The sequence below is a fragment of the Paenibacillus sp. 79R4 genome (assembly GCF_013393165.1).
In the GTDB taxonomy this organism is placed as follows: Bacteria; Bacillota; Bacilli; order Paenibacillales; family Paenibacillaceae; genus Fontibacillus.
This window is the reverse complement of record NZ_QJOT01000002.1, coordinates 96,881-121,452: the sequence shown is the minus strand read 5'-3', so window position 1 is coordinate 121,452 and position 24,572 is coordinate 96,881. Positions and strand designations below refer to the sequence as shown.

General features: G+C 48.3%; 22 protein-coding genes. 3 read left to right on the top strand and 19 right to left on the bottom strand.

All coding sequences use genetic code 11. The features are described 5' to 3' along the window. Window positions 1-8: 8 nt before the first annotated feature. From DMN77_RS02530 to DMN77_RS02500, 7 genes are all read right to left on the bottom strand, one after another. Window positions 9-1,016, bottom strand: a complete 1,008-nt coding sequence (locus DMN77_RS02530; protein WP_068780797.1) for a 2-oxoacid:acceptor oxidoreductase family protein — start codon at window positions 1,014-1,016, stop codon at window positions 9-11. Window positions 1,017-1,529: 513 nt separating this feature from the next. Continuing rightward, window positions 1,530-2,993, bottom strand: a complete 1,464-nt coding sequence (locus DMN77_RS02525) for a nicotinate phosphoribosyltransferase (RefSeq protein ID WP_179013372.1) — start codon at window positions 2,991-2,993, stop codon at window positions 1,530-1,532. Window positions 2,994-3,104: 111 nt separating this feature from the next. Further along, window positions 3,105-3,890, bottom strand: a complete 786-nt coding sequence (locus DMN77_RS02520) for an NUDIX domain-containing protein (protein WP_068780795.1) — start codon at window positions 3,888-3,890, stop codon at window positions 3,105-3,107. Window positions 3,891-4,368: 478 nt separating this feature from the next. Next, complete coding sequence (locus DMN77_RS02515) at window positions 4,369-4,761, bottom strand: PaaI family thioesterase (protein ID WP_068780794.1); 393 nt, start codon at window positions 4,759-4,761, stop codon at window positions 4,369-4,371. A gap of 105 nt (window positions 4,762-4,866) precedes the next feature. Next, on the bottom strand, window positions 4,867-5,325 hold the full coding sequence (locus tag DMN77_RS02510) for a YlbF/YmcA family competence regulator (RefSeq protein ID WP_256872200.1): 459 nt from the start codon (window positions 5,323-5,325) through the stop codon (window positions 4,867-4,869). A gap of 71 nt (window positions 5,326-5,396) precedes the next feature. Beyond that, complete coding sequence (gene miaB, locus DMN77_RS02505) at window positions 5,397-6,950, bottom strand: tRNA (N6-isopentenyl adenosine(37)-C2)-methylthiotransferase MiaB (RefSeq protein WP_179013370.1); 1,554 nt, start codon at window positions 6,948-6,950, stop codon at window positions 5,397-5,399. Between the two features lie 223 nt (window positions 6,951-7,173). Further along, a complete protein-coding gene (locus DMN77_RS02500) occupies window positions 7,174-7,380 on the bottom strand; it encodes a DUF1657 domain-containing protein (RefSeq protein WP_068780954.1) in 207 nt (68 codons plus the stop codon). 199 nt (window positions 7,381-7,579) lie between these two features. Here DMN77_RS02500 and DMN77_RS02495 point away from each other — a divergent pair, with 199 nt between their 5' ends. Genes DMN77_RS02495 through spoVAD form a run of 3 tightly spaced genes read left to right on the top strand, consistent with a single transcriptional unit; the run spans window position 7,580 to window position 9,956 of the window. Next, a complete protein-coding gene (locus DMN77_RS02495) occupies window positions 7,580-8,443 on the top strand; it encodes a DUF421 domain-containing protein (protein WP_068780791.1) in 864 nt (287 codons plus the stop codon). Window positions 8,444-8,457: 14 nt separating this feature from the next. After that, on the top strand, window positions 8,458-8,946 hold the full coding sequence (gene spoVAC / locus DMN77_RS02490) for a stage V sporulation protein AC (protein ID WP_179013369.1): 489 nt from the start codon (window positions 8,458-8,460) through the stop codon (window positions 8,944-8,946). A gap of 2 nt (window positions 8,947-8,948) precedes the next feature. Next, window positions 8,949-9,956: a stage V sporulation protein AD gene (spoVAD, locus tag DMN77_RS02485; protein ID WP_068780789.1), complete on the top strand. Its 1,008-nt coding sequence runs from the start codon at window positions 8,949-8,951 to the stop codon at window positions 9,954-9,956. An 86-nt stretch (window positions 9,957-10,042) separates the two neighbouring features. On the opposite strand, the gene pduL is transcribed toward spoVAD, so the two are convergent. The 12 genes from pduL to rimO form a co-directional block, all read right to left on the bottom strand. Then, entirely contained in the window at window positions 10,043-10,615 is a 573-nt protein-coding gene (pduL, locus tag DMN77_RS02480; RefSeq protein ID WP_068780788.1) for a phosphate propanoyltransferase, read from the bottom strand. Between the two features lie 123 nt (window positions 10,616-10,738). Continuing rightward, window positions 10,739-11,605, bottom strand: coding sequence for a 2-oxoacid:ferredoxin oxidoreductase subunit beta (locus DMN77_RS02475; RefSeq protein ID WP_068780787.1), 867 nt, complete (start codon window positions 11,603-11,605; stop codon window positions 10,739-10,741). Next, window positions 11,592-13,367: a 2-oxoacid:acceptor oxidoreductase subunit alpha gene (locus DMN77_RS02470; RefSeq protein WP_068780786.1), complete on the bottom strand. Its 1,776-nt coding sequence runs from the start codon at window positions 13,365-13,367 to the stop codon at window positions 11,592-11,594. Before DMN77_RS02470 ends, DMN77_RS02475 begins: the two co-directional genes overlap by 14 nt. Before the next feature lie 236 nt (window positions 13,368-13,603). Continuing rightward, window positions 13,604-14,551 carry a dipeptidase gene (locus DMN77_RS02465; RefSeq protein ID WP_372775238.1) on the bottom strand — a complete coding sequence of 316 codons (948 nt, stop codon included), beginning with the start codon at window positions 14,549-14,551 and terminating at the stop codon, window positions 13,604-13,606. Window positions 14,552-14,684: 133 nt separating this feature from the next. After that, window positions 14,685-14,945 (bottom strand): stage V sporulation protein S, encoded by a 261-nt coding sequence (locus DMN77_RS02460; RefSeq protein WP_006286829.1) that lies wholly within the window; start codon window positions 14,943-14,945, stop codon window positions 14,685-14,687. A 320-nt stretch (window positions 14,946-15,265) separates the two neighbouring features. Further along, complete coding sequence (locus DMN77_RS02455; RefSeq protein ID WP_068780953.1) at window positions 15,266-16,060, bottom strand: TIGR00282 family metallophosphoesterase; 795 nt, start codon at window positions 16,058-16,060, stop codon at window positions 15,266-15,268. A 382-nt stretch (window positions 16,061-16,442) separates the two neighbouring features. Continuing rightward, complete coding sequence (gene rny, locus DMN77_RS02450) at window positions 16,443-17,987, bottom strand: ribonuclease Y (protein ID WP_068780784.1); 1,545 nt, start codon at window positions 17,985-17,987, stop codon at window positions 16,443-16,445. Between the two features lie 315 nt (window positions 17,988-18,302). After that, window positions 18,303-19,157, bottom strand: coding sequence for a regulatory protein RecX (locus tag DMN77_RS02445; RefSeq protein WP_179013366.1), 855 nt, complete (start codon window positions 19,155-19,157; stop codon window positions 18,303-18,305). Window positions 19,158-19,236: 79 nt separating this feature from the next. Next, window positions 19,237-20,298 carry a recombinase RecA gene (recA, locus tag DMN77_RS02440; RefSeq protein WP_068780783.1) on the bottom strand — a complete coding sequence of 354 codons (1,062 nt, stop codon included), beginning with the start codon at window positions 20,296-20,298 and terminating at the stop codon, window positions 19,237-19,239. An 864-nt stretch (window positions 20,299-21,162) separates the two neighbouring features. Then, window positions 21,163-22,434 (bottom strand): competence/damage-inducible protein A, encoded by a 1,272-nt coding sequence (locus tag DMN77_RS02435; protein WP_179013364.1) that lies wholly within the window; start codon window positions 22,432-22,434, stop codon window positions 21,163-21,165. A 138-nt stretch (window positions 22,435-22,572) separates the two neighbouring features. Beyond that, entirely contained in the window at window positions 22,573-23,160 is a 588-nt protein-coding gene (gene pgsA, locus DMN77_RS02430) for a CDP-diacylglycerol--glycerol-3-phosphate 3-phosphatidyltransferase (protein ID WP_068780780.1), read from the bottom strand. Next, window positions 23,157-24,488 (bottom strand): 30S ribosomal protein S12 methylthiotransferase RimO, encoded by a 1,332-nt coding sequence (rimO, locus tag DMN77_RS02425; RefSeq protein WP_068780951.1) that lies wholly within the window; start codon window positions 24,486-24,488, stop codon window positions 23,157-23,159. The genes pgsA and rimO overlap by 4 nt, the downstream gene beginning before the upstream one ends. Window positions 24,489-24,572 lie beyond the last annotated feature (84 nt).

The window sequence follows — 24,572 nt, the reverse complement described above, 5'->3', positions numbered from 1 at the left end:
TTTCAGATTTATTGAATGGCCAGGTCGAATAAATGCGGAACGCGATGCTCCTCTGCATAACCTTCTTCTTCACGAGCTTTGGAGAGTGCGTCTGTAGGACAAGCATGAATACATTTCAGGCAGCCTTTGCAATATTGATAGTCGATACCCTTCAGGAACATCTGGGGTCTGCCCTTCTTATCCGGGAGTTCTTCCCAGACGAAGCAATTATCAGGACATACATTATCGCACTGGGCGCAATGAATACAGGAAGCCGCCTCGAAATGGGGCATCATCCCTGAACGGGAAATGCTCAAGTCCTTCAAAATACTATTGCCCGGATTTGAGATAATACCTCCGATAGGTTGCGTCTCGTAGCCAAGCACCGGCGTGTCCATCCGTACAAATTCCGGCATGCTTGCTCCTTCCGGAAGATCGAACGTCTCGAACGTTACCTCCTGATAGCCTCGCTCAAAAGTAGCCAAAGCCGGTGCAACCGTCTGCGGATACTTCTTCTCCAGCGACTTGCGGATAACATCCTTCATCGTCTGCGGATCAAGGAATGGACAAAGTCTGAACATAGCCCCCAGCATGGCCATATTTACGCGGTTTTTCTCTTCGAGCGCGATGCCCGTAGCATCAACCACTGCGATCGTTCCGCCGATTAATTTCATTTTCTCTTTTAGCTCTTTGGGTGTTTTCGTTGAATTCACGAGGACCGTGCTATCTTCATATATACCGCTAATTACATTTACGGTTTTGGCCAGCGCCTCCTGAAAAATTCCGACAATATGCGGACGCTCTACCGGTGAGGTATCACGGATCGGAGTATCCAGATCACAGAAGCGGATATGCGCCTTAACCGCCGATCCCTTCTTCTCCGAACCATAAGACGAGAAGCTGACTCCGTTGAAGCCCGCTCCTTCTACGCCAGCCTCCGCCAGCATTTTGCCAGCCAGATTAGCGCCTAATCCCCCAATGGATTCCAGACGAATCTCAAAAAATCCAAGCTTGTTCTTTTTCGGTAACTGTGCCACGTCATAGCTCCCTTCTTCGCAAATGCGAGATCATAACGACGTTAATCAGTAATTAATTTGATAAAAAATAGACCTTACTTAATTTTTCAATCTATCATAGAAGCAGTGTGACGAATGTAACAAATGTCATATGGACAATCTCATTTAGAGCTTTTTACTTGGATTGTCACAAAATTTAAGTATTGTCGAATTTCGTCACTGTTTGTGTCTAAAATTAAGGGCTCAAAAAGGCCCGTTTTCAGTAACGAAGTCCCGCAGTACTGCAGCACCGAAACACCAAATTGATGCTTCGGACCTGCGTCTTTTTGCATTCAGTTGGATGAAGCTAGAGCCGGAAGCGAGGAACTCCACGTTTTCGCAGAAAACGACTTCGGAAACTATCCTTGTTGGGGTACAAGAGCAGCTAATCTCTAAAAAAATCGATTTTTGCGCTTTCCCGAGAAATAATTTTATTGCACGCAAAAAAGACTGCCGCAAGCGAACGCCTGCAAGCAGTCCTGGTCTATAAATAGATTATTCCTCTATAACCTCATGTACGCTAAGCCGTTCCTCAATCATTCTCTGCCGAAGCTCCCATGCCTCCTGGCTTAATCTGACACGATAGATTTCTGGATTTAATTTGCGCAAATATTCCGGCCAGAACATGTCAACCTGCTCTTTATGGTAGGCTTTGATCTCCTCCAAAGTAGGCATATCATAAACTAATTCCCCCTGCTCAAAAATCGGTTGCAGCATCGGGATTGCCTCATAATCTTTCACGGACTTCTTAATATAAGGATGCACAGGATCGAACAGCCGCAAATTGCCGCCTGTCCGGGCCTGCTGTTCATGCGGGAAGCAAACGTAGTCGGCGATGCACTTGCAGCTCTCCTTGCTGACAATCCGCAGCACATCCTTCTTGCCTGGAGAAGTTACCTTCTCCGGATTGCCGGAGATCTTGATCGTTGGCTCCATCACGCCATTATACTCGCGCTCCACCAGCTTATACACCCCGCCTAGCGCCGGCTGGTCCGCTGCTGTTATGAGCTGTGTTCCGACTCCCCAGGAATCGATTCTCGCCCCTTGTGCCTTCAGGTTAAAGATCGTATTCTCGTCCAAGTCGTTGGAGGCGACAATCTTCACATAAGGAAGTCCAGCATCATCCAGCATCCTGCGGGCCTTAATAGACAGATAGGCAAGGTCGCCGCTATCAATACGGATGCTGCCGAGACGTTTGCCGGCTTCCTCAAGCTTATGTGCCGTCTTGATGGCATTTGGCACACCGCTCTCCAGCGTATCGAACGTATCAACTAACAGCGATACCTGATCCGGCAGCGCCTTGGCATAGATATCAAATGCCTCTTCCTCGGAATCGAAAATCTGGACCCAGGAATGCGCGTGCGTCCCTTTGGTCGGGATTCCAAATACTTTGCCGGCCAACAGGTTTGATGTTGCATCAAATCCCGAGATATATGTGGCCCTCGCTCCCCAGATCGCCGCATCGGCTTCCTGAGCACGGCGCGTTCCGAACTCCATCAAGATATCATGCTCAGCCACTCGCTTAATGCGCGATGCCTTGGTCGCGATCAACGTCTGGAAGTTCATGAAGTTAAGCAGCGCCGTCTCCACAAGCTGAGTCTCCATAATGGTGCCTTCCACACGAATCAAAGGCTCATTCGGGAAGCACAAAGCCCCCTCTTTAAAGGAATAGATATTGCCGCTAAAGCGGAAGCTGCGCAGCAGGTCCAGGAATTCCGGCTGATAATTCTCCTCCTGCGTTGCCAAATAGCTGAGGTCCTCTTCCGTAAATTTCAAACCGGATATATAGTTTACAATCCGTTCCAACCCCGCAAATACCGCATATCCATTCCCGAACGGCAACTTGCGAAAGTAAGCTTCGAATACGGTTTGCTTCAGATGGGTACCATTCAGCCAGTGTGCATAGATCATATTGATTTGATACTTATCCGTATGTAACGCCATATCTGTACAGTACATGGTCCTCGCCCTCTCTATCCATCCTGATGACAAAAAAGAGGCAGCAGGTAATCCCCTCTGCCCTATTCATAAATGAGGCCAAAATCCGGCCGAGCTACTTAAATACTTACTCTATGTGTAAATCGATAACTGAGGTGTAAAATCCGTAAATCGATAGAGCTGTGCCGGACGCTGGGAATACTGGTTGGACAACATCGGCTTGCCGTTTTCGTCGCGAACCTCTTCCAGAATGCCCTGCCTGCTCCGTGTGGAAGTAATTTTACGAATAAAATTGAGCTCTGCAAAATCAGGTACCACCGTCTGAATCACCTGATAAAGCTCGCCCAGCGTAAAATGGGGGGGCAGGAACTGCTTGGCAATGGTTGTATGCAGCATCTGCTGCTGGATTCTTAAATAGGCATCCTGCAATATTTCACGATGGTCAAAAGCCAGCTGCAGCTCTTCAAGCGCCTCGCGCACCGGAAACAGCCCCACTTCCTGGGCATCATCCGCAGCTTGCCGCTTCTCGATCACCCATTCCTCAACCAGGGCGAAGAAAGCGTGTGAAATAATCCACCCGCGCGGGTCGCGGCCTGGCTTACTGTATACGCCGAGATATTCCAGATGATGTCCGTCAACCCCGGTCTCTTCCTTCAGTTCTCTTCTCGCCGTCTCGTACAGCGATTCATCCTCCTGGCAAAATCCGCCCGGCAATGCCCATGCCCCCGCAAACGGCCAGCTTCTTCTGCGAATCAGCATGACCTTCAGATCAAACCTTGGCAAAGATTTGGTCGAGGCCTTTCTCTCCTGACGGGTCAAAGTAAACATCACGATATCCGCCGGAATTCCGTCCGGAGTGCGATATTTCTTAACCTCCATCACACCCTTGGTCCTCTCTTGCTCTTGTTCTTTACTCATCACGATTCACCATCACCACATCAGTCATAATGATAACGCCCTTAAGTTCATTCAAAGGTCCCCTTTTGATTACGCAAGTAACCCCAAGAAGCAGTAACCCAACATCGAATCCTGAATTCAGCCGAGCACATGCATATGCTTGCCGGATTATGTTTCCTCTGCAAACATCTCAGATGCTCATGTAAAAACTTTAAGCACATGCTTCCGAAGTCGTTTCTGTGAAAACCTGTAGCTCCGCTTGTCCCTAACATCAACCGGGCGAAGCTTAATGGAAAAACGCACTTCGGAAGCATCCGCTTTGATGCTGAAAACCCAACCGTTGGAGCACTTACTAGAACCTATTATTATATAACATTCTACCCTAAGGACGAAAAATGCAATAAAAGAAAATACAGTTTCCTTATTAATCTTATTAATCAATAATAGGGTTAATCACATGTGTTTGCCTGCCATAATCTGTCCCGTCGTTTATCTTCGCTCACTCGCGAGGCAAACGGAAAGTACCGGTAGCCACGCAGCAAAGCTCATCATTGCAGTCACGCACTTCTGCACGGCAGGTCATCGTACGGAAAGTCTCGTGTACAGGATAAGCATAGGTTTTGATGGCCCCTGCTTTAGCTGCATGCAGGAAATTAACATTCAAATGTGTCGTAACCCCAAGGCGTCCCTTAATCGCGCCAACCAGGGTTCCCATTGCTTGATCCATCAGCGAGGACAAAACCCCTCCATGCACGATGCCAACATAGTTTAAATGCTTCTCCTGGATCTCCAGCTCGAGCTCCACACATTCCTTATCAATCTGGTTGAATTTCATACCCAAATCGCCTGAGAAGCTCATTTGCTCCTTCAGCATAATTTCTGACCAATCCATGAATCGCTACCTCCTTATTTTCTAGGCCATCTTCTCTTCAAGGCGCCGATTCAGCAATCAATAAAAAGGTGCGGAAGCATACTTCCGCACCGACTAATTACGTCATTAATCTCCATAGCCGGAAGTCGTTGCCGGCTCTTCGCTTCCTGTCTCTACATTTACCTTCTGTGACACAGTATCGCTTATTACCGAAATGACAAGCTGCAGCAAATAGTTGATATCACTCTGGCTTTGCTGAAAATCAGTAACGAGTGGAATATTGTCTAATTCATCCTGCAATGCTGAAATTTCAGCTTCGATCTTATCCACCATTGCTTTGTTCTGAAAGCTTTCGAAGGCAACGATTTCCTTCTGCTTCTTCTTAATGGTGCTAATTAAACTTTGCACCTTATCATGCCTCTGAATTTTTTGCTCGGCTTTCTTAAATTGCTGAACTTCCTCGCTAGTGCCGATCAAGGCGGCCAATTCCTTCGCTTTTGCCATAATATCTTCGCGAATTACCGTATCCCGGGAATCAAACTTTGGAATCCCGCAATCGGTTTGCTGTTGATGTTGCTGCGTCAAGGTTTTCCCTCCTCATCATATGCTTTCGGTTAGTAGAGTTCTTATTCGTTCGGGCGGTTTCCATCGCCTAATCAAGACACGGAAGTAATGCTCTCCGGTAAGATATTCCCCTTAATATACCAGGTCATCGGCTCGGTGATTTCTACCATGACGAATTTGCCAATCAAATCGGTGCTTCCTTCAAAATGAACGAGCTTGTTCGTTCTTGTTCGGCCGGAGAGGATATTCGAATTCCGCTTGCTCTCCCCTTCGACCAATACTTCAACAATTTCACCACGAAGCGCATCATTAAACTTGCGGCTGTATTCGTTGATCGTCTCATTCAACCGCTGCAGTCGCTGCTTCTTCACTTCCATCGGTACATTATCTTCCATGACCGCTGCCGGTGTGCCTTCCCGCGGCGAATATATAAATGTAAATGCCGAATCAAAACCGACTTCACGAACCAAGGACAACGTCTCCTCGAACTGCTCATCCGTCTCCCCCGGGAAGCCAACGATGATGTCTGTTGTCAGCACTACATTAGGTATTGCAGCCTTAATCTTCGCAGCGAGCTCCAAATAGCTCTCGCGCGTATATTTGCGGCTCATTTTCTTCAGAACAGCGCTGCTGCCCGACTGTACCGGAAGGTGAATATGCTCCACCAAATTGCCGCCCTTCGCCAATACTTCAATCAGATGATCATCGAAATCGCGCGGATGTGAGGTCGTAAAGCGAATGCGCGGAATATTGATCTTATGGATGTCATCCATTAAATCCCCGAATCGGTAATCGATATCGGTAAAATCCTTGCCGTAAGCATTCACATTCTGACCCAGCAGCGTAATCTCCTTGAAGCCCTGCCGTGCCAGTTCCCTCACTTCGGCGATGACATCCTCTGGCCTGCGGCTTCGCTCCTTCCCACGTGTGAATGGAACAATGCAATATGTACAGAACTTGTCACAGCCATACATAATATTCACCCAAGCGCGCATGCCTTCGCGTTTCTTCGGCAGGTTTTCGATAATGTCGCCTTCCTTGGACCAGACCTCGACCACCATCTCTTTACCGAACAGTGCCTCCTGAATCAAATAAGGCAGACGATGAATATTATGCGTACCGAAGATCATATCTACAAAACCATGCTTCTGCAAGATCCGGTTGACAACGCCCTCTTCCTGCGACATGCAGCCGCATACGCCGAGCAGTAAATCCGGCTTCTCCATTTTCAATACTTTCATATGCCCAAGTTCACCGAATACTTTGTCTTCGGCATTCTCGCGGATCGCACAGGTATTGTACAGAATAATATCCGCTTCCTTACGATCCTCCGTGGGCTGATAACCCATCTGCTCCAGAAGGCCCTTGATCGTCTCACTGTCATGCTCATTCATTTGGCAACCAAACGTATACACAATATAGTGCTTGCCGAGTCCAATATGCCGAAGCTCCTCCGGTACCATATTGTCATATAGCACTTTGATCTCTTCCTTGCCACGCTGCTTCTCAATTCGGCTGTTCGGTTCCGACAAGATTTGGATCTCCCGTCCGCGGATTCTGATCTTCTTCCCTCGTTCGTCCTCCGAGATGACTTTAGCGTCCGAAAAATCAAAATACTTGGAGTAATCCTTGGTTTCTTTAGCCACGGTGTCGGCTCACTCCCTTTTACCAATCTATGTGTGTACCCATGAGGTTCAGCAACCTTATAAAAATGCATTACACTAAATTATAACATGATTTATAGTGCTTATCTACCTGGGTCCCCGCGAAAAGGTCTATTTCCACAGTCCTTAACGCACACACTTATTCCACAAAAAAAGAAACCCCGTTCCGGTCAGAACGAAGCTTCTCTTTATACCCTTTTAATGCTTAGAAACCTTTATACTGTGGCTCTTCCTGCTCCAGCTGTTGTACGCGGGATTGCACTTGATCCACGATTTGCTGCGTTTGCTGGGCAGCATTAGTGAACAGTTGCTTGGCTTCCTGGTTTTGAGTGCTTAGAGCAAATGACTCAAGGCTGGCCTGGGCACTTTTGAGGGATGCAACGGTTGTCTTCACTTGGGATGCTACAGTCAATTTGTTCACCACCTTATCTGATTCAATTTGAACAAGCATTAATTTTGCCATATTCGCTCGGACTGATTCATCAGCCTCTTGCCATATATTGTGTTAGTAAAATAACGCAAGTTGCGCATAATTGGGATACAATGACTGTTCAAAAATCTGATAAGTAAATGTCAAATTGCGCATGCATGCTGAAAGGAGCTTTCTCGCTATGCCCGTGTGGTTAGAAATTATCATCAGAACTTTATCCGCCGCCTTCGTGCTCTTTCTCATGACCCGTATTCTTGGAAAAAGGCAGCTCTCGCAATTAACCTTCTTCGAATATGTTACGGGGATAACAATAGGGGATTTAGCGGCTTTCCTATCCATAAATCACGACCAAGATTGGTACATTGCGCTTGTCGCTATCGTGACCTGGTTCTTAGTCTCCCTGGGAATCGAGTTCCTGCAGATGAAGAGCAAGAAATCACGGGATGTCATCGACAGCAAAGGCACAGTTCTTATTAAAGATGGCAAAGTTCTCGAGGACAATCTGATGAAAGAGAAGCTGACCAATGAAGAGCTCATGGAGCAGCTTCGCAGGAAGAGCATCTTTAAGGTATCCCAGGTCGAATATGCCGTCATCGAACCGGATGGCCAGGTTAACGCCTTGCTGAAGGATCAATATCAACCGATTACGCTGGCGCAGCTGGGGATTTCGATCCCGACCGAAGCCGAGCCGCAAACTGTCATCCTTGACGGCAAAATCATGGACGAACCTCTGGCAACAGCTGGCTTCGGTCGGCAATGGCTAAATACCGAGCTGGAGAAGCAAGGCGTGTCCCTTGAAAATGTCTATCTTGGCCAGGTCGATGGCTATGGGCAGCTCTATGTCGACCTGTACGATGATAAAATCAAAATTCCGCAACCTCAAGAGAAACCGCTGCTTCTGGCAACACTCAAGAAATGTCAAGCGGATCTCGAAATGTTCGCCCTCTCGACGGAGAACGAGACGAATAAGCAAATATATACCACCTGCTCCGAGCAATTGCAGCACGTCATTGATGACACGAGGCAAGTGTTGATACAACAATAAAGGAAGTGCGTAACATGGCTAATGCAAAAAACAAAAAAATGACTCCTACGCAGCAAAAGTACCAGCGCCTGGCTTCATCCATGGAGCCTAAACGCCCGGTGCTCAAAAACTGTCTTCGTGCTTTCCTGGTCGGTGGGATGATCTGTTTGCTCGGCGAGTGCATTCGCCAGGCCTTTATCGCTTTTGGCGGATTTGACGAGAAGAGCGCCTCTAATCCGACGGTTGCCGTGCTCGTTCTGATCGCTGTTATTCTGACCTGCCTGGGGGTCTATGATAAGATCGCACAGTGGGCCGGGGCAGGCACAGCCGTGCCGGTCACCGGATTCGCCAATTCCATGACCTCGTCTGCGCTTGAGCATCGCGCGGAAGGAATGGTTCTCGGCGTTGGCGCCGGCATGTTCCAGCTCGCCGGTTCCGTCATCGTGTTCGGTACCTTTGCAGCGTTTATCGTAGGTTTATTTTACGCTATCTTCATTCCAGATTTTTCCGGGGGAGGTCATTAACTATGCTAAAAGGCCATCAAAGCTGGGTGTTCGAGAATAAGCCAACCATTATAAGCAGCGCTACCATCGTCGGCCCCTTCGAAGGGCAGGGGCCCTTAGCCAATGACTTCGACATCATTCATGGCGATCTGTACTTAGGTCAAGACAGCTGGGAAAAGGCGGAGAAAACGTTGCTTGAAGAGTCCGCCAAGAAAGCTATTGAGAAGGCTGGACTGACGAAGGAACAAATTCAATTCTACTTCGGCGGCGATCTGATGAACCAGATTATTAGCAGCAGCTTTGCTGCCCGGACGCTAAGCATCCCTTATCTGGGTGTATTCGGGGCCTGCTCTACCTCGATGGAAAGCCTGGCCTTGGCAGCATATATTGTGAATTATAACGGTGCCAAGCACGCGCTGGCCGGGACTTGCAGTCATAATGCCAGTGTGGAGAAGCAGTTCAGATATCCGACGGAATACGGTTCGCAAAAGCCGCCAACCGCGCAATTTACAGTCACCGGTTCAGGTTCAGCCGTCCTGTCGCTGGAAGGGAGCGGTCCGAAAATTACTTCAGCGACGATTGGCCGCGTGATCGATATGGGAATCACGGACCCCTTTAATATGGGCGCAGCGATGGCACCGGCGGCAGTCGACACCATCCAGGCTCACTTCCGAGATATGCAGATTGAACCTTCGTATTATGATCTGATCGTTACTGGCGATCTATCCAAAGTTGGCTATAAGATCGCCAAGGAATTATTCAAGCGCAATAACTTCCCGATCGACCAGACGGATTATCAGGACTGCGGGATGATGATTTATAACTACGATAAGCAGAATGTACAGGCTGGGGCGAGCGGGTGCGCCTGCTCCGCTGTTGTTACTTACGGCCATTTGCTGAATCGTATGAAGCGCGGCGAGTTGAAGCGACTGCTTGTCGTTGCTACCGGCGCCCTCCTCTCCCCGCTATCCTTTCAGCAAGGAGAGAGCATTCCATGCATCGCTCATGCCGTAGCGATCGAAAGCGATTAATTCAACCTGCAAAAGCCTCCTAATGAATAAAGGGTCTCGCCGATCTGTTACGATCGAGCGAGACCCTTGTCTATAATAACCGATGATTATTCTACGATTTCTGCGATATCGCCATTTTTGGCGCCAGCAGCATTCGCTTCATCTGTATCGATATGCATATCAAGTGCGAAGGAATCCGATACACGCGCGATGACATTTTCCATAATCATACCGCGTTCTCCGCCGAAACGAACCTTCAGCAATTCTTTATCCTGGATGCCCCATTTCGCAGCATCGGAAGTGTGGAAGTGGATATGACGCGCTGCTACGATCACGCCTTGCTCCAGTTCAACTTCGCCAGCAGGACCCACTACTTTGATTCCAGGCGTTCCGTCAATCTTGCCGGACTCACGAACCGGAGCCTTAACGCCGATAGCAAAGGAATCCGTACGGGAAATTTCCAATTGGGAAGCCGGACGTGCAGGGCCCAAAATGCGAACTTTGTCAAATTGGCCTTTCGGTCCAACGACGGCTACTGTCTCGTTAGACGCGAATTGTCCTGGTTGGGACAACGGCTTGAATTCAGTAAGCTGATAACCTTGTCCAAACAAAGCTTCAATATGCTCTTGAGTTAAATGAATATGACGTGCTGATACGCCGACAGGTACAGTCTTGCTCATTTTGTAAACACTCCTCGTTTTTTCTCTATCACGGGTGTGACATTTCTACATCGCCCCTTATTATACACCTTTTTCATGTAAAAAGAAAAAGATGTCCGTAAAATACGGGCATCTTTTTACCAATTATCTGAATTCTGCAACAAGATTGTCAAACTCAGTCTCGCTTAATGCCAGCGGCTGATTCACAAGCGGCTCTGGCTTAAAGCCATGAACCAGGTCCTCATAGCACTTCCTGTCTTTGTTCTGATAGATCAGACCCGTAATCATGCTGCCCGTATCCATCAACGTCGTCATGGCCTGCGTGCGGTTGCTAGGATCATAATCCGGCATCGTGTCGAGATTCGTAATATGTTCTTTGAACCAATCGTATGTGTTCACCTTGTTAAAGGTGACGCACGGGCTGAATACGTTGATTAACGAGAAGCCTTCATGCTGAATGCCTTGTTCGATCAAGGAAGTCAGTTGCTTCAGATCGCTGGAGAACGATTGAGCCACAAAGGTCGCCCCGGCTGAAATCGCCAGCTCAAGCGGGGAAAGCGTCGATTCAATCGAGCCTTCCGGCGTGCTCTTCGTCTTGAAGCCCTCACCGCTGCGCGGTGAAGTTTGCCCCTTCGTCAGGCCATAAATCTGATTATCCATAACGATGTAGGTCATATTAATATTTCTGCGGATCGCATGGATGGTATGCCCGATACCGATCGCGAACCCATCACCGTCACCGCCGGATGCGATCACCGTCAGATCGCGGTTAGCCAGCTTCACGCCTTGTGCGATCGGGAGCGCACGGCCATGAATGCCGTGAAGACCATACGCGTTAATGTACCCCGAAATCCGCCCGGAGCAACCGATGCCTGAGATTACAGCCAAGTTCTCCGGTTCAAGTCCTACATTCGCTGCAGCGCGCTGAATCGCGGCCTGCACTGAAAAATCTCCACAACCTGGACACCAGTTAGGTTTGATATTGTTACGGAACTCCTTAAAGGTTGCCATTTTGTACCAACTCCTCGTGCGGTTTATAGCCGGCGGCCTTTGCGCATTCTTCGAATACTTCCGAAGGCAGGAACGGACTGCCATCATATTTTAATGCATTCAGAATTTTGTCATGGTTGCCGCAATGCAGCTTCATCAGGTTCGCCAATTGGCCCGTCGCGTTATTCTCAAATACGAGAACCTTCTTCGCCTTCTCGATTTCCGGAAGGATCAGTTCCGTTGGGAACGGATGCATTTGGCGTACCGTCATATGGTTCGATGTCACTCCTTCACCATTCAGGCGAAGGCGAGCTTGATCGATTGTGCCGCCTGTTGAGCCCATGCCTACGATCAGAAGATCGGGCTCGGCATGCGGGGAATGCAGATGAATCGGGTTCGTAATCTGCATTTCGTCCAGCTTACGCAGACGTTTATCCATCATTTTCTTCCGGTTGGCCGTCGATTCGGACGGACGTCCGGCTTCATCATGCTCTACGCCAGTAACATGGTGAATACCATTCTTCTCGCCAGGCAATACCCGAGGAGAAATACCATTGTCCGTCACCGCGTAACGGTTGAACATACTCTTATCTTCACGTTCCGGAATATCCTTCACGATATAACCGCGTTCGATTTGAATCTTGTTATAATCCAGCATTTCACAGGACTGCTTGCCCAAGGATAATTGCAGATCGGTAGCCACGATGACCGGAACCTGATACTTCTCAGCCAGATTGAACGCTTCAACGGTATCATAGAAGCATTCCTCGATCGAGCTAGGCGCAATGACGATCTTTGGAATTTCGCCATGCGTTCCGTAGATCAGGGCATTGATATCGCTCTGCTCCTGCTTTGTCGGAAGCCCGGTACTTGGGCCGCCACGCTGTGTATCAACGATAACGACCGGCGTCTCGGTCATGCCGGCAAGTCCGATCGCCTCCATCATCAGCGACAATCCAGGGCCCGCTGATGCGGTCATAGAGCGTACACCGGCATAGTTCGAACCGATAGCCATCGTAATGGCGGCAATTTCATCCTCCGTTTGTACAACGGTGCCGCCAAGCTTAGGCAATTTCTTAATCAAATATTCCATAATTTCGGAAGCCGGTGTAATCGGATATGCACTCATGATTCGGCAGCCTGCCGCAACCGCACCAAGTCCGATCGCATCGTTACCGATCATGAACAGCTTCTGCTTGCCGTCAGCCGGTTCCAGCTTGAAGTTATCAAGAGGTCCCCCGGCCAGCTCCAGTACAAAATCGGCACCGCGCTTCACCGCTTCGATATTTTTGTCCACAATGGCTTGACCTTTACGGCCAAATTCCTCTTCAACCGCTTTATTAAATACTTCAAGCGGCAATCCCAAGAGGGCCCAAGAGGCGCCTGAAGCAACCATATTCTTCATCAGCGAAGTGCCCAGTTCCTCCGCAATGCTCGTAATTGGAACAGGGAACAGCTTCGCATCGATTCCTTCAGGAACAGACGGATTAAACTTGGCGTCTGCAACAATGACTCCACCGCTGCATAGCTCATGCGCATTCAAATCGATACTTTCTTGGTCAAAAGCGACTAAGATGTCCAAGTCGTCGGAAATAGCTCGAATCGGCTTGGTACTAATCCGGATTTTGTTGTTCGTATGACCACCTTTAATACGCGAGGAAAAATGACGGTATCCGTACAAATAATACCCAAGTCTATTCAAGGCTGTCGAAAAAATCCGGTCCGTACTTTCAACCCCTTCGCCTTGCTGTCCACCGATCTTCCAAGACAATTGACTAATCAAGATCGCCCACCCCTTTAATCGTATCGCACTATAAAAGATATAAAATTAAAATAATAATAGCACTCCCAGAACATCGACATGTTAACTATCACACTTTACCGTGACACTTGTGAACATTCTGTTTCAGAGTCATGTCAATTTTATGTCGAAGACATATAAAAAGCAAGCGTTTTCTACCCTTTTTCATATAGTTGTTTTCGATCATAACGATCTCGTAATTGGATTAATTAAAGCGCTTACTTATCTGAGGGTAGCCACTTTTGCAAAAATTCCAGGGCATTGCCGGACATCCAGCCCTTTACAAGCTCTTCCGGATAGTGTTTAAGCAGGGTCTCTACCCATCTGTAATAATCACCTGCATGCCGCAAATCATCTATATGGGTATCAATTCCGTCAAAATCGGAGCCAAACATAATTTGCTTCTCGCCGCCCAGCTGGCAAATATGATCGAGATGCGGCAGCAGATCCTCACTATGTACCACTGTGCTGTCTTTTACAAACCAAGGGACAAATGTCACACCGATCCGACCGCCGCTATCTATTATCGCTCTGATTTGTTCATCGTGCAAATTCCGGGCATGAGCGCAAATATGATAGGCATTCGAATGAGAGGCAATAAAAGGCCGCTTCGCACTCTCAGACAGCTCTACCAGCTCCCAGAAGCCCTTCTGAGATAAATGTGATACATCTAGTATAATTCCTAGCTCGTGACAGACCTGCACCAGCTCAAGCCCCTTACGAGTGAAGCCGCCATTACGCAGCTCCATCACACCATCCGCCGCCCAATTCGCATAATTCCAGGTAATCCCGAGAAAGCGCACTCCCCGTTCATAACAAAGCCGTAAGTAGAATAAATCCCCCTCCAGGCCATCCGCTCCTTCAATAGAGAGCAAGCCGCTCCTCTCTCCCGAAGCTGCGACCCGTTCCAAATCAGCAGTATTTCTAATGAGACCGATTCCTTCCGATGCGATACGCTCCTGAAATAGATCAAGCTGCTCCATGATATGTTCAATGCCCGGCGGGCCTAATTTCTCCGATAGGTAGATGGCAAAGCATTGCAGATCTACCCCTCCTTGCTTCATACGCTCTAGATTGACATCAAGTCCATTAGCACCCTTGAAGTCCAGACTGCGATCCAGCTGTATTTTGCTAAGCACATCACAATGGAAGTCAACAATTTTCAATACGTCCCCCTCCTTCATCACTCTATTTTCCAGTATATTTTAAATCTTGCTTATACATATTCATTTTTTACAAAAAAGCAAAAAAACCTGTCTACTTATGAGTAAACAGGTTCACCTACATTCCTACAAGACCTTATCTAGGTTCAACTATGAGCTTGATCGCCGTGCGATCCTCACCATCAATCACAATATCCGTAAAAGCCGGAATGCATATCAGATCTACGCCGCTAGGTGCAACGAATCCCCGGGCTATGGCTACCGCCTTGATGGCCTGGTTAAGAGCACCCGCTCCAATAGCCTGAAGTTCAGCAGCACCACGCTCTCTTAGAACTCCAGCTAGAGCACCGGCAACGGAGTTGGGATTGGACTTTGCTGAAACTTTTAATACTTCCATGGTAAGTACCTCCCTGGGAATAATGGTTTGACTCCACTACTTAGAAGATATTCGTGAGCTGCAAAATAATTCCTTCTTTTTTGGGAGGTACCTTGAAGGTCGTTCAAAAAGTCCATTCCTCACGAGAAAAGGGATCGAACTCATCCAAGGATGAGCAACAGGCTCTGGCCTCATACTCCTGAAATGTTTTGAAAAAAACGCGCATCGGAAGCATCAGCTTTAGTATTGAAAGCCGTTTTTTGGGAAAACAGTATCGGAAGCACTGCATTCATGCTGAAAGCCGCCTTTTGAAGACCTATTTTTAGAGTATATCTGATCCGTTAGTCCATGAACCATTCATCTTCAAGCATTTTTATCTTCTCGATCTTTTTCGCTTTGCCGGTGGCTTCATCGATCTCGACGAACACAGCGTGGAAATGCCATTTACCTTCACATACCTGGAACCGAACCGGCAGCTGCGTCGTGAACTTGCGAATCACCGCCGAACGCTCCATCCCCAGCACTCCTTCACGAGATCCAACCATGCCGGAATCCGTCAAATAAGCGGTGCCCTGCGGCAAAATAATATCGTCATTGCTCTGCACATGCGTATGTGTTCCTACAACGAAGGAAGTTCTGCCATCTAAATACCAGCCCATCGCAATCTTCTCCGATGTTGCTTCGGCATGGAAATCAACCATGATGCATTTATGCTTCTTCGACAGCTCGGCTAGAATATCATCCGCTACCCGGAACGGATCATCAATCGCCGGCAAGAACGTGCGCCCCATCAGATTGACCACCGCCAGTTCCTTGCCATTCCCCTTAATAACGGTATGACCGATCCCGGGTGTCCCTGGAGGGAAGTTGGCCGGACGAACCATTCGCGGCTCACGGTCAATAAAGTCGAAGATCTCCTTGTTATCCCAGGTATGATTGCCCATCGTCAAACCGTGGATGCCTAGATCGAAAAATTCCTTAGCAATCTTCTCCGTAATTCCGCGTCCGGACGCCGCGTTCTCCCCGTTTGCGATAATAATATGGGGACTGTATTTAGATTTTAAGCGAGGAAGGGATTCCCGCACTGCTTTCCGCCCCGTACTGCCAACAATATCTCCAATAAATAAAAGTTTAATAATGTCTCTCCTCCATTCCGTACACTGCTGTTTCTTAGTAGAATCTCTAACGAAACTGGGTAGCGCTATTTGGCCCATAACGGGCTCCTGGGATTTTTAACGAAACTGGGTAGCACTATTTTTGCATATTAGCGGTTAAAAGCAGGGATTTCTCCTGAATAACGATATGACGTTTCGTTAGATTTTTTTTGCCTCTGTTTTTAAGGAAATAACGATACGTAGTTTCGTAAGAGTTTTCATAGATCTGTCTACACATCGTGGCCGCTCATCCATAGGTGCTGATGAGAGGTTTTGCTTAACGTAAGTGGATCGATTGAACCTCTCAATATAGAGCTTTCAATGAAAAAGCGGCCCACGAGGGGCCACTTCATCAGCATAACCTTTACTTCGCATATTCAACCGCTCTCGTCTCACGAATAACCGTAACCTTGATGTGACCCGGATAATCCAGCTCACTCTCAATCTTCTTCGTAATGTCACGCGCCAGACGGAACGCTTCAGCATCATCGATTTTCTCAGGCTGTACCATAACGCGAACCTCGCGACCTGCCTGAATTGCGAATGACTTCTCCACACCTTCGAATGATTCCGAAATCTCTTCCAGCTTCTCCAAACGACGGATATAGGTTTCCAACGTTTCACGCCGAGCGCCAGGTCTAGCTGCCGACAATGCATCAGCCGCACCAACCAGCATAGCGATAACCGAAGTAGCTTCACAATCTCCGTGGTGGGAAGCGATGCTGTTGATAACAACCGGATGTTCCTTGTATTTCTTCGCCAGTTCCACGCCGATTTCGACATGAGATCCTTCCACTTCATGATCCAGCGCTTTCCCGATGTCATGCAACAGTCCGGCACGTTTGGCAAGCGCAATATCCTCGCCCAACTCGGCGGCCATAAGTCCGGCCAAGTAAGCTACTTCCATCGAGTGCTTCAGCACGTTCTGACCATAGCTTGTCCGGAACTTGAGACGACCCAAAATCTTGATTAAATCCGGGTGCAGCGCGTGAACACCAACCTCAAATGTCGCTTGTTCACCGTATTCACGAATTCTTTCGTCCACTTCACGACGTGATTTCTCAACCATCTCTTCGATCCGTGCTGGGTGAATTCGTCCGTCAGCTACCAGTTTCTCCAGCGCTGTGCGGGCGATTTCACGACGGATTGGATCAAAACCTGACAGGATAACCGCTTCCGGCGTGTCATCGATAATCAAGTCAATACCAGTCAACGTTTCCAGTGCTCTGATGTTGCGGCCTTCACGCCCGATAATCCGGCCCTTCATCTCTTCATTCGGAAGAGCAACTACCGAGACGGTCGTCTCAGCAACGTGATCAGCGGCACACCGCTGAATAGCTAGTGTAATAATTTCACGCGATTTCTTATCGGCTTCTTCCTTCGCCTGCAACTCAATGTCTTTAATCATTTGAGCCGTTTCATGGCGAACCTCCTGCTCGACATTATTAAGAATGATCGTGCGGGCGTCCTCCATGCTCAAATTGGAAATACGCTCAAGTTCCTGAACCTGACTCTTATAGAGCAGATCGATCTGTTGCTGGGTTTCTTCAATTCTCTTCTCTTTGCCAGCTACTTGTTCTTCTTTACGTTCCAGTGATTCAATTTTTTTATCCAGCGACTCTTCTTTTTGCAACAATCGTCTTTCTTGTCGTTGAATTTCATTCCGACGTTCACGAATGTCTTTGTCAGCTTCGGTTCTCAGTTTATGAATTTCGTCTTTCGCTTCAAGAACCGTTTCCTTTTTCAGTGCTTCTGCGTCTTTTTTTGCACTTTCCAAAATTTGACTTGCTGCATGTTCCGCACTGGAAATTTTAGCCTCTGCAAGAGATTTGCGAATAAAATATCCGATCCCGAACCCAAAGAATAAAGCGGCGACGGCAACGAGAATGATCCAGATTACTGTGTCCATCTGTTCACCTCCCCGCTGTTTCCTCCAAGGCATTCCCTGGGATGCTTGTTAGTTTTCAGTTTTCATTCATCATCATACAAAGAATCGATTTCTTGCCGATTCAGACAGGCTATCACGCCAAATCAGCATGAATATTCCGTTAAAATGCCGGAATCTTGGCCCCATGATTGCGAATAGAATCTAGTTAGATCCATCATTTGGAAGGAATAAGGATCCACATGATATAGATTCATGACCATTTTATTATTTAATGAAAGAAATTGTCAAGCAAAGGACATGATTGTACAATCTGTGTCCCTCTATATCGCTATGAATTTATAATTCTTCCCACTCATCCCTGTCTTCTATACCATCTTTTTGAATCAGCTCACGGAGTACCTTGCCAGCGAGCTGGCCGGAGAAGCCCCTCCGCATTAAAAATGCGCCTATCTTGCGCTTCTTGTCCGCCGTCTCTCCGGACGTAGTCCGCCATTTACGCTGCGCGAGCTGCATGGCGCTGTCATACTCCTCGTCTTCGCTGACCTGCCCTAGCGCCTCTTCAATCAAAGGCTTGGAAATGCCCTTCTGACGCAGTTCATATCTGATCCATGCCTTACCCTTCCCGCGGCTGCGAAGACGTTGTCCTGCCCATTCCTGAGCGTATGCGGCGTCATTGATCCAACGCTCTTGGATCAACCGTTCGATTACTTCACCAATCGTCTCCTCGCTCCATCCCTTCTCTTTAAGTCGAGTAGCGATTTCAAAAGAAGTTCGCGGTTTGCGGCTAAGATATTTCAAGGCTTCTCCATATCCCCGCTGCCGTTCATCGGCAATTACGATCTCTTCCAATTCAAGTTTGGTAAATACAGCGCCCTTCATCATGCGATACTTGACCATCACATCTTCATGCACTTCCACCTGGAAAGTACCGAAGTAAATACGGTATCGGAATTTTGGCGATTTCAGCAGCTGCACCGATGTAATGGTCAGCTCTTTATCCTCAGGGAAAGCAGACAGATCATTTCCCTCTGCTGCCGCTGGGCTTGCTGCTTTTTCCGATTCTTCATTCTTATATGAACGGCGATTCTCCCATGAGCCAGGATCAGAAATGTCGATGATTTCGTCCTTCTCATTATCCTTGCCCGCTCCTGTATACGGTTTGGATCTAGACTTCCCAAATCGTTGCTCCACCAGGTTTACGCTCCTTTATTAGACAAGAGCGCCCTGTCCGAACCAGTGTTTACTGGCGGCAGAGCGCTCCATATCATTCTTACTCTTCTTCGAAAAGTGCCTGCTCTTCCTTAGCTTCTTCTTCCTGCTCGCTTGAAGACGATGGCGCAACTGAAGTCGTCAGGTTGCTGTTCTCGCGAATCTTCTGCTCAATCGTATTTGCAATTTCCGGATGCTCCTTCAAATACTGCTTCGCATTCTCACGTCCCTGACCGAGACGCTCGCCAGCAAAGGAATACCAAGCGCCGCTCTTATCCACAATATCCTGCTCAACGCCGATATCGATAATGCTGCCTTCCTTGGAGATCCCTTCACCATACATAATATCAATCTCTGCCTGTTTGAACGGCGGAGCTACCTTATTCTTTACAACTTTAATCCGGGTCCGGTTACCGACCATGTCATTGCCCATCTTGATCGTCTCTACCCGGCGAACATCAAGGCGAACCGTCGAATAGAACTTGAGTGCTCGTCCACCTGGAGTGGTCTCCGGATTACCGAACATTACGCCCACCTTCTCACGAAGCTGGTTGATAAAGATGGCAATCGTCTTGGATTTGCTGATCGCCCCGGACAGTTTACGAAGTGCCTGGGACATCAGACGAGCTTGCAAGCCGACATGAGAATCGCCCATCTCGCCTTCGATTTCAGCCTTAGGTACCAAGGCTGCTACGGAGTCTATAACAATGATATCTACTGCGCCGCTGCGAACAAGCGCTTCGGCGATTTCCAACGCCTGCTCGCCTGTGTCCGGCTGAGACAACAGCAACTCATCAATATTTACACCTAGCTTACTTGCATAGGAAGGGTCAAGCGCGTGCTCGGCATCGATAAATGCAGCTTGTCCACCAACCTTTTGAACTTCCGCGATTGCATGCAAGGCTACGGTAGTCTTACCGGATGATTCCGGTCCGTATACTTCAATAATTCTCCCCCGAGGCAATCCCCCGGTTCCAAGCGCGATATCCAATGCTATCGATCCGCTGGGTACAATTTCCACCTGCATATGGGTGGATTCTCCCAACTTCATGATCGAACCTTTTCCGAATTGTTTTTCTATTTGACGAAGCGCCATTTCCAGCGCAGCACGGCGGTCTGACAATCAGCTCACATCCTTCTCAATGATTAGAAATTTACACAAATTTGATTGATGACAAATTAGTTAAATAAGAAAATCAATTTCTTTTATACAACAATTGTACCTTGTTTTGAAACGTTTGCCAAGCATTTTTTCGAACATACATTCGTAGTCTCAACCCACCCAAACCCTCCCTTACCGTAAGGGAGGGCTCCAAAGGGCCTGCCGCCCTCTGGACTCCTGCAAACTGAACTAACGGGTGGATGGGGAACAGGCGCTCCTTAGCCGCTCTCCCCATTGGGGAGAGCTCTACTTTGGCACGTGGCACGCTTTTCCCCCTTCGGGTACGTCTTACTTTTGGATCTCCTTGGTTACCTGGGCTGGGGAGTTCTGCTGCTTTCGAGGCACCCGGGTATATGTCTCCAATCAACGCTTTCCTCCCTTCGGGCACGCTTTACTTTTTGTGCTCCTGCCCTTGGTGCTATGTTGGAGTTCTAATGGCGCTCTCCCTACGGGATTCGCTCTACTTCGTGCGGCGCGCGGCACTTCCATTGTGATGTCCGTGGCTTCGCCCACTTCACATCTTTAATACACTTATGGTGCTACTTCGAGAACTTGATCGGCGCTCTCCCTACGGGATTCGCTCTACTTCGTGCGGTATACGATAGTCCGGGACATTATATTACATATCAATTGCTGCATCAGCCCTGTCTTTAGATCACCTTTGGTTCTCCATTGGTTCCAGCAGCGATCAAAGCCTCCTCTCTTCTCTCTCCATACTTCATCACGCAATTACGCAAAAAAGAACCGCAGCAGCAACTTGAAGCAAGTTGGGCTACGGTTCTTCCGTAATTCGATTATATCCAATATTTAGGAGTCCGGCAATGGTTATTTGCCAGCTTGGTTCTCATTCCGTTTAAGCTGCTTCCAGAGATGGTAAAGAACAGCCTTGGTGGAGCGTAGACGGATCGTGTTGCGGTTCCCCTTCAGATGCAGTTCGTGCACCTCGGTATCGCCATTACGGCGAGAGATCGCGATATAGACCAGCCCCACCGGCTTGCGCTCGGAATAGGCAGGTCCAGCTACGCCGGTAACGGCGAGGCCAAAATCGGTATCCACGATCATCCGCACCTGTTCAGCCAGCACCTTCGCTGTCTCAGCGCTGACGGCTCCGGGCGCGTTCTCGCCCTCCAGCAGATCATGCGGTACGTTGAGCAGCTTCTCCTTCATGGCATTGGAATAGCACACGATTCCGCCGAGGAAAACGGTGGCGCTGCCAGGGATCGTCGTGATTGTCTGCATCAGCATGCCACCGGTACAGCTCTCCGCACAACTGACTGTAAGTCCCTGCTCCGTCATCATATCGACGATGGTCTTCTCGATCGGCACATCCTCATTCGCATAGAAATGCTCCGGCAGGCGAGAAGCGATCTGCTTCTCCATCACGTCCAGCTTGCCCTCGGCCGCGCTCTGGCTGTCCGCCTTTGTCGAGATGCGGATCGTTACCTCACTCTCCTTGGCATAAGGAGCTATTGTAGGATCGGTTTGACTTTCAATCAGATCAAGCAGCTTGGTCTCTAAAGCCGATTCACCGATACCGGCGAATTTAAGCATTCGCGAATAGATTGGAGATTCATTCGTCAGCACATGCTGCATCATCCAGGGCTTAGCCTGTTGCTCGAACATCGGCTTCATCTCGCTAGGCGGTCCGGGCAGCAAAATATAAAATTTCCCGCCCTCAGCGAGGGCATTTCCTACAGCAAGACCTGTTTCATTGGCCAGCGGGGTTGCCCCGTCTATAGACAGCGCCTGCCTACGATTATTTTCCGTCATCGGCACGTCGCGATCCTTGAAGAACCGCTCTATATTATCCATGGCCATCCGGTCGATATGTAAGGATCTGTCCAGCACCTCGCCCACTACATCTTTCGTTAGATCATCCTGAGTGGGACCGAGCCCCCCAGTAAAGATCAATACGTCCGCCCGTCCTGCGGCCAGCTCGATCGCTTGCTTGAGCCGGGATGTATTATCGCCCACTACGGTCTGGAAGTAGACATCAATCCCTAGCGAAGCCAGCTCCTGAGACAAATATTGGGCGTTGGAATTGACGATTTGCCCCAGCAGCAGTTCCGTTCCTACGGCAATAATTTCCGCTTTCATTCAAGTCATTTCTCCCTTTTAGAGATTGTTCAAAAAGTACTTGAACACATAGCTATAATTAAGCTACCTTCTCGAAGTTGTCTCTTTTTCCAATTGGATAAGAGGTATTATAACCCCCAGCAAAAGTTCCATTAGCGATTACATTTTTGAAAAGTTCAGCACATGCTTGTTCTTGACGAAGTAATCAATCCCGGAATACACCGTAATGATCGTCGCAAGCCAAATCATAATGTCCGCAAATGGAAATCCGATCCATTCGAACGGGAAATTGTTAAGCAGCAAAGCCGAGATGGCAATAATCTGCGTAATCGTCTTCGCTTTTCCCCAATTACTGGCAGCAATCACCGAGCCTTCCAGCAAGGCGATCTCACGCAAACCCGTAACTGCAAACTCACGACTGATAATGATGACGACCACCCATCCGTTCACCTTATCGAGGGCTACGAGCGATATTAGCGCAGCCGCTACAAGCAGCTTATCAGCAAGGGGATCAAGCAGCTTGCCAAGATTAGTGACAAGATTGCGTTTACGGGCAATATGTCCATCGATGCCATCTGTGCTCGCGGCAATAATGAACAGAATAGCTGCAATCAGATGATTCACAGACAGTGAGTAACTCCCCAGAATCAATTCATGAGACCACCACTCAAAATCAAACAGCAAGAACACCAACATCAGCGGGATCATGAAAATACGCGCTAAAGTGATACGATTGGGCAGATTCAAAGTACACCCTCCCCGGACATATCATATTCATAGGCATGAGTAATTCGTACTGGAATAATCTCACCAATTTCAACTTTGCAATTCGAGACATAGACATCTCCGTCAATTTCCGGTGCATCATACTGCGAACGGCCGACAAACACATCGCTGCGACCATCATAGCTTTCGATCAATACCTCCAGCACCTGTCCAACATATTTTCCGTTGTTCTCATTGGACACCTGCCGCTGAATTTCCATAAGCGTATTCGCCCGCCACTCCTTAACTTCCTCGTCGATTTGGTTTGGCAGACGCGAAGCAGGGGTATCGTCCTCCTTGGAGTATGTAAAGACGCCCAGGCGATCAAATTTAACCTCTCTAACAAAATCGCATAACCGTTCAAAGTCCTCTTCCGTCTCTCCTGGGAAACCTACGATCAATGAAGTACGCAGCGCCACACCCGGGATCCGCGAGCGGATCTTGGCGATAAGCTCACGTATATCACGATTTCGGCCCGGTCTCCTCATACGCTTTAACACCGCATCCTCACTATGCTGCAGTGGCATGTCGATATATTTGCAGACCTTCGGATTAGAGGCCATCGTCTCGATCAGTTCGTCTGTGAAGAAGCCCGGATAAGCGTAGTGCAGTCTGACCCACTCGATACCTGGCACCTCACTGGCCTTGTTGATCAGCTCTGCCAGCTTATACTCTCCATCGTACAGATCAGTTCCGTAATTCGTTGTATCTTGGGCGATCAAGCTGATCTCCTTCACACCTTGAGCCGCAAGCCCGGTCACTTCCGCAACAATGGACTCCATAGAGCGACTGCGGAATGCCCCCCGCATAATAGGAATGCTGCAGAAGGTACAGTTATTGTCGCAGCCTTCCGCGATCTTCACATAGGTTGTATATTTCTCCGTCGATAACTTGCGAGGCAAGATCTCCTCGTAGTTAAATACAGGATTCCCGACAAATGCCGGTTTCTTACCTCCTAACGCTTCATCGACGATCTGATTAATGTTATAGAAGTCGCCGGTACCAACGATCCCATCAATCTCCGGCATTTCTTCCATCAGTGCCTGTTTATAACGCTGCGTTAAGCAGCCCGATACGATAAGCGCCTTCAGCTTACCTGTCTCTTTGAGCTCGGCCAAATCAAGAATCGTATTTACGGACTCCTCTTTGGCGGCATCAATAAATCCGCAAGTATTTACGATAATAACGGTTGCGTCCTCTGCCTGCTCTACAAGTGAATATCCGCGCTGATCAATCAGACCGGACATAATCTCGGAGTCAACCATATTTTTCTCGCAGCCTAATGTAACGATCTTCACCTTTTCAGTCATCATGCTATGAGCCCCTCCATTTTACAACCATAATACCCTGTATAAGTATAATATTTCGTGAATACCGCTGTCAAAAACATGAAA